Source organism: Micropruina sp. (genome assembly GCF_047607385.1).
Classification (GTDB): domain Bacteria; phylum Actinomycetota; class Actinomycetes; order Propionibacteriales; family Propionibacteriaceae; genus Micropruina.
On record NZ_JASGDE010000030.1, the window covers coordinates 1 to 8,792 of the forward strand.

General features: G+C 70.5%; 10 protein-coding genes. 5 read left to right on the forward strand and 5 right to left on the reverse strand.

Annotated features, from left to right (window positions below):
- Positions 1-75: 75 nt before the first annotated feature.
- Together QM582_RS02840 and valS are read right to left on the reverse strand one after the other, a co-directional pair.
- On the reverse strand, positions 76-543 hold the full coding sequence (locus tag QM582_RS02840) for a septum formation family protein (protein WP_415081565.1): 468 nt from the start codon (positions 541-543) through the stop codon (positions 76-78).
- Complete coding sequence (gene valS / locus QM582_RS02845; RefSeq protein ID WP_415081566.1) at positions 540-3,131, reverse strand: valine--tRNA ligase; 2,592 nt, start codon at positions 3,129-3,131, stop codon at positions 540-542. The genes QM582_RS02840 and valS overlap by 4 nt, the downstream gene beginning before the upstream one ends.
- A gap of 123 nt (positions 3,132-3,254) precedes the next feature.
- On the opposite strand from valS, the gene QM582_RS02850 reads away from it, so the two are divergent.
- Both QM582_RS02850 and QM582_RS02855 read left to right on the forward strand, forming a co-directional pair.
- On the forward strand, positions 3,255-3,788 hold the full coding sequence (locus QM582_RS02850; RefSeq protein WP_415081568.1) for a helix-turn-helix transcriptional regulator: 534 nt from the start codon (positions 3,255-3,257) through the stop codon (positions 3,786-3,788).
- Positions 3,788-4,171, forward strand: a complete 384-nt coding sequence (locus QM582_RS02855; RefSeq protein ID WP_415081570.1) for a hypothetical protein — start codon at positions 3,788-3,790, stop codon at positions 4,169-4,171. Before QM582_RS02850 ends, QM582_RS02855 begins: the two co-directional genes overlap by 1 nt.
- Positions 4,172-4,181: 10 nt before the next feature.
- Here the strand turns inward: QM582_RS02855 and QM582_RS02860 are convergent, their stop codons facing one another.
- The 3 genes from QM582_RS02860 to QM582_RS02870 are packed head-to-tail and all read right to left on the reverse strand — an operon-like array spanning position 4,182 to position 6,215.
- Positions 4,182-4,931, reverse strand: coding sequence for a DsbA family protein (locus QM582_RS02860; protein WP_415081572.1), 750 nt, complete (start codon positions 4,929-4,931; stop codon positions 4,182-4,184).
- The gene (locus tag QM582_RS02865) at positions 4,924-5,691 is read right to left on the reverse strand and encodes a DsbA family protein (protein WP_415081574.1); all 768 of its coding nucleotides are present in this window, start codon (positions 5,689-5,691) and stop codon (positions 4,924-4,926) included. The genes QM582_RS02860 and QM582_RS02865 overlap by 8 nt, the downstream gene beginning before the upstream one ends.
- Positions 5,688-6,215: a MauE/DoxX family redox-associated membrane protein gene (locus tag QM582_RS02870; RefSeq protein WP_415081576.1), complete on the reverse strand. Its 528-nt coding sequence runs from the start codon at positions 6,213-6,215 to the stop codon at positions 5,688-5,690. Before QM582_RS02870 ends, QM582_RS02865 begins: the two co-directional genes overlap by 4 nt.
- A 219-nt stretch (positions 6,216-6,434) precedes the next feature.
- On the opposite strand from QM582_RS02870, the gene QM582_RS02875 reads away from it, so the two are divergent.
- The 3 genes from QM582_RS02875 to ndk all read left to right on the forward strand — a co-directional run bounded on the left by QM582_RS02875 (position 6,435) and on the right by ndk (position 8,664).
- On the forward strand, positions 6,435-7,766 hold the full coding sequence (locus QM582_RS02875) for a bifunctional folylpolyglutamate synthase/dihydrofolate synthase (RefSeq protein ID WP_415081577.1): 1,332 nt from the start codon (positions 6,435-6,437) through the stop codon (positions 7,764-7,766).
- Positions 7,763-8,107 carry a DUF4233 domain-containing protein gene (locus tag QM582_RS02880; protein ID WP_415081578.1) on the forward strand — a complete coding sequence of 115 codons (345 nt, stop codon included), beginning with the start codon at positions 7,763-7,765 and terminating at the stop codon, positions 8,105-8,107. Before QM582_RS02875 ends, QM582_RS02880 begins: the two co-directional genes overlap by 4 nt.
- A gap of 146 nt (positions 8,108-8,253) precedes the next feature.
- Positions 8,254-8,664, forward strand: a complete 411-nt coding sequence (ndk, locus tag QM582_RS02885) for a nucleoside-diphosphate kinase (protein ID WP_415081579.1) — start codon at positions 8,254-8,256, stop codon at positions 8,662-8,664.
- The last annotated feature ends 128 nt before the right edge of the window (positions 8,665-8,792 follow it).

The window sequence follows — 8,792 nt, forward strand, 5'->3', positions numbered from 1 at the left end:
AACTATTTCGGGCTCGCTGAACTCAGCGAGCCCGAAATAGTTAGGCGAGCGGTGGGGAGGCAGAGGGGACGCCGGCTACTTGGCGACGCCCTTCAGGCTGCCCTTGATGCCGCCCTTGGTGGAGCCGGCGAGGCAGAGCACCTCCCGGTCGCCGATCGCCCAGGAGTCCTGGACGGGGTAGAGGTAGAACATGTCGTAGCGGGAGTCCTTGGCGGCCAGCCCGACGAAGCTGCGGAACTCTGCCGAGCAGAATTTGTCCGCCTGCTTCTTCAACTCCGGATCACCCGGGTACTCGCTACCGGTCAGTTCGGTGGTGGCGTAGGCCTCGAAGTTGTGCGCGGTGTCGCAGGGTGCCACCTGCAGGCTCTCGATGTCGCCCTCGGCCATCGGTCCGGTGCAGTCGCCGACCGTGATCTGGAACGGGTCCACCGACGCCGAGGCGGTGACCTGACCGGCCGTGTTGCGTGGCGCACCGGTGCTGCAGCCGGTCAGCAGCAGCCCGGCCAGGGCGAACCCGGTCAGCATCCGGGAGGCCCGGTTCACTGGTTCACCAACGTCACATCGACACGCAGCGGGGCCTCGCCGACCTCGGTGGCGATGTCGCCGACCACCCGGCCCACCGCCTTGAGGTCGGCCAGCACCGGCGCCAGCCGGTCCAGCGACTGCTGCGGCCCGGTGACGGTGGCGGCGGAGGCCTCGGTCTTCATCGACACCTTGGCCGTCGACTTGGCCCCGCGGATGCCCATCAGCACCTCGGCGACATCGCTCAACAGGGCCGGATCGCCGCCCGCCGGAATCTCCTCGGGCACCGGCCACGGGCTGACGTGCACCGAGCCCTGCTGCCACCAGGACCACACCTCTTCGGTCACGTAGGGCATGAACGGCGCGAACAGCCGCAGCTGGATGGTGAGCGCCAACTGCAGCGCGGCACGGGCGGACGCCGCGGCGTCCGGACCCTGGGCGCCGTAGGCGCGTTCCTTGACCAGCTCCAGGTAGTCGTCGCAGAACGACCAGAAGAACCGCTCGGCGACCTCCAACGCGGTGCTGTAGTCGAATGCCTCGAACGAGTCGGTGGCGCGCACCACGACCTGACGCAGGCCGGCCAGCATGGACAGATCCACGGCCTCGGTGATGGCCTCCGGTCCGACCAGGCCGTCGCCCATGCCGAGCACGAATTTGGACGCGTTGAGCACTTTCATCGCCAGCCGGCGTCCGACCTTCATGCCGGTCTCGTCGAACGGCGAGTCCATCCCCGGACGGGCCATCGCGGCGCGCCAGCGGACGGCGTCCGCGCCGAACCGCTCCAGGATGTCGGTCGGCACGATCGTGTTGCCCACCGACTTGCTCATCTTCTTGCGGTCCGGGTCGACCACGAAGCCCGAGATGGCCACCGTCTTCCACGGCGCCACATGCTCCTCGAAGTGGGCCCGCACCACCCGGCTGAACACCCAGGTGCGGATGATGTCGTGCGCCTCCGGGGCGAAGTCCATCGGGAAGGTCAGATTCCACAGCTCGGGGTCGGAGTCCCAGCGGCAGGCGATCTGCGGGGTCAGCGACGAGGTCGCCCAGGTGTCCATGATGTCCGGATCGCCGACGAAGCCGCCGGGCACGCCACGCTGCTCGGCGGTGTAGCCGGGCGGGACGTCCGAGGACGGATCGACCGGCAGCGAGTCCTCGGCGGCGAAGATCGGACGCCCGTGGTCGGGCTCGCCGTCGGCGTCCACCGGGTACCAGACCGGGAACGGGACGCCGAAGAACCGCTGCCGGCTGATCAGCCAGTCGCCGTTCAGGCCGTTCACCCAGTTGGCGTAGCGATGCCGCATGTGATCGGGCACCCACTGCAGCTCGTCGCCGCGGGCCAGCAGGGCCTGCTTCAACTCCTCGTCGCGGCCGCCATTGCGGATGTACCACTGCCGGGTGGAGACGATCTCCAGCGGCTTGTCGCCCTTCTCGTAGAAATTCGCCTTCCGGGTGGTCTTGGTCGGCTCGCCGTCCAGGTCGCCGGACTCGCGCAGCAGCTCGACCATCGCGGCCCGCGCCGAGAACGGCGTCTTGCCGGCCAGCTCCGCGTACGGCGCGGGGTCGGTCAGCCACTCCGGGGTCTCCCGGGCCAGCCGTCCGTCGCGCTGGATCACGGTGCGGGTGGGCAGCTGCAGCTCGCGCCACCACTGCACGTCGGTGGCGTCGCCGAAGGTGCAGCACATCGCGATGCCGGCACCCTTGTCGGGCTCGGCGGCGTGGTGCGCCAGCACCGGGATCTCGACGCCGAAGACCGGCGAGGTCACCGTCGTGCCGAACAGGTGGGTGTAGCGCGCGTCGTCGGGATGGGCGATCAGCGCGCAGACGCTGGGCAGCAGCTCGGGCCGGGTGGTCTCGATGTAGACCTTCTCGCCGTCGGGACGATGGAAGGCCACCCGGTGGTAGTGACCGGGGTAGTCGCGGGCCTCTTGTTCGGCCTGCGCCACCGCGGTCTGGAAGGTGACGTCCCAGACCGTCGGCGCCTCGGCGAGATAGGCCTCGCCGCGCGCGCAGTTGCGCAGGAAGGCGCGCTGCGAGACCCGGATGGCGTCGGAGGAGATCGTCGCGTAGAGGTGGTTGTCCCAGTCGACGCTCAGCCCCAGCGTCCGCCACAGGTTCTCGAAGGCCTGCTCGTCCACCGCGGTCAGCTGGTGGCACAGCTCGATGAAGTTCATCCGGCTGATCGGCACCTGCCGCTTCGGATCCGGCTTGGCCGGCGGGGTGAAGTCGGGGTCGTAGGGGATCGACGGGTCGCAGCGGACGCCGTAGAAGTTCTGCACCCGGCGCTCGGTGGGCAGGCCGTTGTCGTCCCAGCCCATCGGGTAGAAGACGTGCTTTCCCTGCATCCGCTGGTAGCGGGCCACCAGGTCGGTGTGGGTGAAGCTGAACACGTGACCGACGTGCAGCGATCCGGACACCGTGGGCGGGGGAGTGTCGATCGAGAACACCTGCTCGCGCGAGGCCGGCCGGACGAAGGTGTAGGTGCCGTCGTCGGCCCAGGTGGCGGCCCATTTGGCCTCCAGCCCCTCCAGCGCCGGACGATCGGGCACCGCTACGACCCGACCCGGTTGCGGGCTGGAAGCGGGCACGGTCGGGCGGGATGTCGCGGTCATGGGCTGCATCTTACGAAAGTGCGCGGCACCGCCACGAATCGGAGCCGGTGCCGTCCTGCCGACCGGGCCGGGCGCGGTTCGACAATCGGGGATAATATCTCTTTGAGGGATATTGGAGGGCGGATGCAGTTCGTGATCCTGGGCCTGCTGCTCGGCGGCCCGCTGTCGCTCTACGAGGTGCACAAGCGGTTCGCCTCCGGCATCTCGCTGTTCTACAGCGCCAGTTTCGGCAGCCTGCAGCGGGCGCTGCGGACGCTGGCGGCCGACGGTTCGGTCACGGTCGCGGAAGCCCCGGGAGACGCCCGTGGGAAGAAGCTGTACTCGGTCACCGACCGGGGCCGGACGCGCTGGCGGACCTGGATGCTGGAGCCGATCCGGGCCGGCGTGGACGCCGAGACGACGGCGCTGGCCAAGATCTTCCTGCTGGGCCGGCTGCCGGCCTCCGACCGGCGAACCGTGCTGGACGAGATCGGCTCGCTGGCGCAGCGGCAGACCGCCGGACTGCGCCGCCTCTGGGACGAGACGGGCGACCTGGACGCCGCCGGCGAGCGGCGGGAGTTGCTCGCCTATCAGCGGGCCACCCTGGACTACGGGCTGCGCGCCCACCGGCTGATGAACGACTGGCTGGAAGAGCTCCGGGACGGGGTGGGCGAGTGATGGCGATGACGGCGGCCTGGGTCGCCGCGGGGCTGCTGGGCGCGCTGGCGATCGTCCAGCTCTGCCTGGCGGCCGGAGCCCCTTGGGGCCGGTTCGCCTGGGGCGGCCGGCATCCGGGCGTGCTGCCGGCGCGTTGGCGGATCGCCAGTGCCTGTGCGCCGTTGCTGTACGCGGCGATCGCCGCGGTGTTGCTCTGCCGTGCCGGCGTGCTGGGCTCCGGCGGAGCCGCCTGGGCGCATCCCGCGGCCTGGGCGGTGTTCGGCTACTTCGTCCTCAGCGCCGCGGCCAACCTGGCCTCGCGGAGCCCGGCGGAGCGCTGGACGATGGGTCCGTCGTGCCTGGTGCTGGCGCTCGCCGCGCTGGTCGTCGCCGGTGTCGGCTGAGGATGCCCGATCAGGCCTTGGCGGCGTCCAGGATGAACTGCTTCAGCTTGCTGGCGTCGTCCGGCAGGGTGCCCAGGTCGACGTCCTTGCCGTTGATCTTCATCGCCGGCGTCGAGTTCACCCCGGCCTTGCTGGATGCCTCCTCGACCCCGTTCACCCAGCTCAGCATCGTCTTGTTGTCGTAGCAGGATTGGAAGCGGGTCAGCGCGTCGCCGGCGATCCCGGTGCGCTGCGGCAGCTGCACCCGGAACAGGTCGTCGGTGTACGGGCCGGAGGCGGCCGCGGCGAAGATGCCCTGGCGGTACGCGTCGTAGACCCCGGCCACATCGGCGCAGGAGGCGGCCATCGCGGCCTTGTGGGACAGCCCCTCGTTGTTGCCGCGGTCCAGGAACACCTTGGTGTTGGCGATCAGCTGGATCTCGCCCCGGCTGGCCAGGTCGCTGAGCGCGAAGCCGAAGGTGTCCTCGAACTGCACGCAGTGGCTGCACAGGTAGTCGGAGTAGACGTTCACCACCGGTGCGCCGGCGGCGGCCTTGCCGGGGTTGCTGACGATCCCGTCGCCGGCCGCGGTGGCGTTCGGTGGCCGGTTGGCTGCCGGCTGGCCGTTGCCGGAGCCGCCGATGGCGAGCCAGATCATCACGCCGATGGCGAGCACGGCGCCGACGCCGACCCCGACGGCCGCCATCATCCGGGTGCGACGACGGCGCTGCTGAGCCTGCTGGGCGGCCCGCAGCCGCTCCCGCCGGGTGGCGTTAGCCATTGGCCTTGGTGGAGAGGATCTGCTGCCGGAACGCCTCGGCGGTGCCCTGGAAGACCTTGTTGTTGTCGAGCTTGGTGCCGTTCACCATGATCGTCGGGGTCGAGGTCACCGTGGCCTTCGCGGCCGCTTCGTCGGTGCCCTGCACGAAGGCCTGGGTGGCCCGGCTGTCGTAGCAGTTCTGGAAGGCGGACAGGGCGTCGCCGGTGATGCCGGCCGCGGCCGGGAAGTCGACCCGCAACTGCTGGGTGGTGTAGCCGGTGCCCTCCTGCTCCGGCTGGCTGGCGAAGATCGCGTCGTGGTAGGCGGCGTACTTGCCGGAGGCGTCCGAGCAGGCGGCGGCGATGCCGGCCTTCAGCGAGGAGTCGTTGTGCAGGTTGTTGTCCAGGAAGGTCATCGTCCGGTAGACGAGTTCGATCTCGCCCTTACTGGCCATGTCCTCCAGGGTGGTGCCGAAGGTGTCCTCGAACTGCTTGCAGACCGGGCACTGGTAGTCGAGGAAGATCTCCACCTTGGGTGCGCCCTGGGTTGCCTTGCCCGGGTTGACCACGATCCCGCTGCGGTCGGCGGTGGCATTGGGCGGGGTCGCAGCGGACGCGACCGCGCCGCCCTTGTTGAGCTGGCTGAGGAAGATGGCGCCGAAGACGCCGACCACGATCACGGCGAGCACGATCGCGCCGACGATCACGATGCGTTGCGTCCGCTTGGCTCGCGCCTGGGCCTGCTGCTGGCGGCGCAGCGCTTCGCGACGGCTTTCACTCATGCTTGGGACTCCTCGAGTTCGTTGGTGAGGTCGGCGCTGCCGTCATGGCTGCCGAAGAGCCGGGTGTCGACCGCGAGCGGCGACCCGGGTGAGATCGCGGCCCACGCCCCGCAGATGAGCAGGCCGACGTCGCGGGCGATCTCCCAGGGGTACTGGGCGATGCCGTTCTCGACCTCGCCGCCGCCGCCGAAGCAGCCGCAGTCGATCGAGATGCCGTGCGCCCACACCCAGGAGATGCCGATGATGAAGGCGACCATGACGGCCGCGCCGGCCCAGGCGGCGACCCGGGTGAACAGGCCGATCACCAGCAGCAGACCGATCGCCACCTCGAGCACCGGCAGCGCATAGCCGACCGGACGGGTGATCTCGAACGGCAGCAACTGGTAGGCCCGGACGGCCTGCACGGACGCCTCCGGCCAGGGCAGTTTCATCGCCCCGGCGACGATCAGCGTCCAGCCCAGGATCTGCCGCGCGGCGAAGCTGGCCCAGCGCACCCAGGGACGTCCGGGGAGCGTGAGCGGCATGGGCCGAAGTATACCCGCCGTCAAACGATCAACTATCTGGGTCTGGCTCGGTTGTTATCTGAGGCTGGCTCGGTCGTCCCGCCCTGCCCCACCCTGTCTGCCGCTCGCCTAACTATTTCGGGCTCGCTGAACTCCGCGCGCCCGAAATAGTTAGGCGAGCGATGGGAGGGGGCGGGGGAGAGCCTCGGCGGGGGACGGCACCACTAGGCTGGGCGCACCATGCCCGAGACACACCACGAGATCGCCCAGCGCCTGATCTCCCGCTGGCCCGAACACCGGATCGCGCCCGGAACCGCGCGGGTCGAGGCGCTGTGCGAGCTGCTGGGTTCGCCGCAACGGGCCTACCCGGTGATCCAGATCGCCGGCACCAACGGCAAGGGCAGCACCGCGATCATGATCGACGCCCTGCTGCGCGCCCTTGGCCTGCGCACCGGCCGCTACACCAGTCCGCACCTGATCGATCTCACCGAACGGATCAGCATCGACGGCGAGCCGATGAGCGCGGACGCCTTCGACGAGCTGGTCGCCCAGACCCAGCCGCTGATCGACATCGTGGACGCCCAGGCCATCGACGGGGTGTCGATGACCTTCTTCGAGGTGATGACCGCGCTGGCCTACGCCGCCTTCGCCGAGGCGCCGGTGGACGTGGCGGTGGTCGAGGTCGGGCTCGGCGGCGTCACCGACGCCACCAACGTGATGGACGCCCAGGTCGCCGTGATCTGCCCGATCGACTACGACCACACCCATCTGCTCGGCGATTCGCTGGCCGAGATCGCCGCCGAGAAGGCCGGGATCATCAAGCCCGGCGCACAGGTGGTGCTGGCCGCCCAGCAGCCCGAGGCGGCCGCGGTGCTGATCGAACGCTGCGCGGACGTGGGCGCCAGGGTCTACCGCGAAGGCGTCGAGTTCGGCCTGCTGGAGCGGACCCCGGCGGTCGGCGGCCAGGTGCTCCGGATCGACAGCGCCGGCGGCCCGGTCGGCGACCTGCTGCTGCCGCTGTTCGGTGAGCACATGGCGCGCAACGCCGCTGTGGCGGTGGCCGCGGTGGAGGCCTTCCTGGGCGGCAAGCCGCTGGCTCCCGACATCATCGCCGAAGCCCTCGCCGCGGTGGTCGCCCCGGCCCGGCTGGAGATCGTCCGGCGGTCCCCGACCGTGGTGCTGGACACCTGCCACAACCCGCACGGCGCCCGGGCGACGATCGCCGCGGTGACCGAGGCCTTCGCCTTCACCCCGCTGATCGGGGTGGTCGCGGTGATGGCCGACAAGGACGTCACCGGCCTGCTGGAGGTCTTCGCCGAGGAGATGACCACCATCGTCTGCACCACCGTCGCCGGCACCGGCCGGGCGCTGTCGGCCGAGGCGCTGGCCGAACGCGCCGCCGAGATCGTCGGTCCCGAGCGGGTTCGGGTGGCGCCGGCGATGGCCGACGCCATCGACGTCGCGGTCGGGCTGGCCGACGAGGCCGGGGCGGGCGCCGGCGTCCTGATCGCCGGATCGGTGATCGCGGCCGGGCAGGCCCGCGCCCTGCTGGTCCGGGAGGAGAGCCGATGAAGCTGGTGCCGACCAACCCGATGAACCGGGTGCTGATGTCGATCCTGATCTTCGAGGCGATCTGCTGCGGACTGGCGATTCCCGGCATGATCCAGGTCGCGGACGCCTCGGTCGGCCTGGCCTTCGGGCTCGGCGGGGCGGCGTTGCTGCTCTGCCTGGCGGCGTCCGGAACGCTGCGCAAGGGGTACGGCTGGGTGCTGGCCTGGGTCGCCCAACTGGCCTGTGTCGCGCTCGGCTTCGCGGTCAGCATGATGTTCGCGGTGGGGGCCATGTTCCTGCTGCTGTTCGTGATCAGCTTCCTGCTGGGACGCCGGCTGGAGGCCGCCAAGACCGCCGGCTGAGCGCCGTCCCGTGCCGCCGGTAGCTCGCCGACCTGCACCACCGGATCGGCGTCCCACACCCGTCCGCCGTCGGCACGTCCGTGCTCGCCGTCCGGCGTCCGTGGACGGTGCGACGCTCCGGGTCGGCGCCGGTAGGGTGGGCGACCATGAGCGAGCGGACTTTCGTGATCATCAAGCCGGACGCGGTGCGTCGCGGGCTGGTCGGGGCCATCCTGTCCCGGTACGAGACCAAGGGCCTGCGGATCGTCGCGCTGGAGCAGCGGGTGATCGACGCGGCGATGGCCGACCTGCACTACGCCGAGCACGTCGAGCAGCCCTGGTACCCCTCGCTGCGTGAGTTCATCACCGCCGGCCCGCTGGTCGCCCTGATCCTCGACGGGGATTCGGCCATCGACGCCGTCCGCACCCTCAACGGCGCCACCGACGGCCGGCTGGCCGCTCCCGGGACGATCCGGGGTGACCTGTCGCTGTCGAATCAGGCGAACGTGGTGCACGCGTCCGACTCCACCGCGTCCGCGGCCCGCGAGATCGCGCTGTGGTTCCCGAACCTGGTATGACCCCGTCGGATCCTCCGGTACCAGCCGATCGGCCGGTGCCGGACGGTCCGCCCGCGCCGGCGGGAACCGGATGGCAGGCGGCCGGCCACGGCCAGTCCTGGCAGCCGGTCGGCACCCCCGTTCCGGAC

Excerpts from the sequence above, each read along its gene's own strand:
- valS (WP_415081566.1), bottom strand. The coding sequence starts at position 3,131 with ATGACCGCGACATCCCGCCCGACCGTGCCCGCTTCCAGCCCGCAACCG.
- QM582_RS02850 (WP_415081568.1), top strand. The coding sequence starts at position 3,255 with ATGCAGTTCGTGATCCTGGGCCTGCTGCTCGGCGGCCCGCTGTCGCTC.
- QM582_RS02855 (WP_415081570.1), top strand. The coding sequence starts at position 3,788 with ATGGCGATGACGGCGGCCTGGGTCGCCGCGGGGCTGCTGGGCGCGCTG.
- QM582_RS02860 (WP_415081572.1), bottom strand. The coding sequence starts at position 4,931 with ATGGCTAACGCCACCCGGCGGGAGCGGCTGCGGGCCGCCCAGCAGGCT.
- QM582_RS02865 (WP_415081574.1), bottom strand. The coding sequence starts at position 5,691 with ATGAGTGAAAGCCGTCGCGAAGCGCTGCGCCGCCAGCAGCAGGCCCAG.
- QM582_RS02870 (WP_415081576.1), bottom strand. The coding sequence starts at position 6,215 with ATGCCGCTCACGCTCCCCGGACGTCCCTGGGTGCGCTGGGCCAGCTTC.
- QM582_RS02875 (WP_415081577.1), top strand. The coding sequence starts at position 6,435 with ATGCCCGAGACACACCACGAGATCGCCCAGCGCCTGATCTCCCGCTGG.
- QM582_RS02880 (WP_415081578.1), top strand. The coding sequence starts at position 7,763 with ATGAAGCTGGTGCCGACCAACCCGATGAACCGGGTGCTGATGTCGATC.
- ndk (WP_415081579.1), top strand. The coding sequence starts at position 8,254 with ATGAGCGAGCGGACTTTCGTGATCATCAAGCCGGACGCGGTGCGTCGC.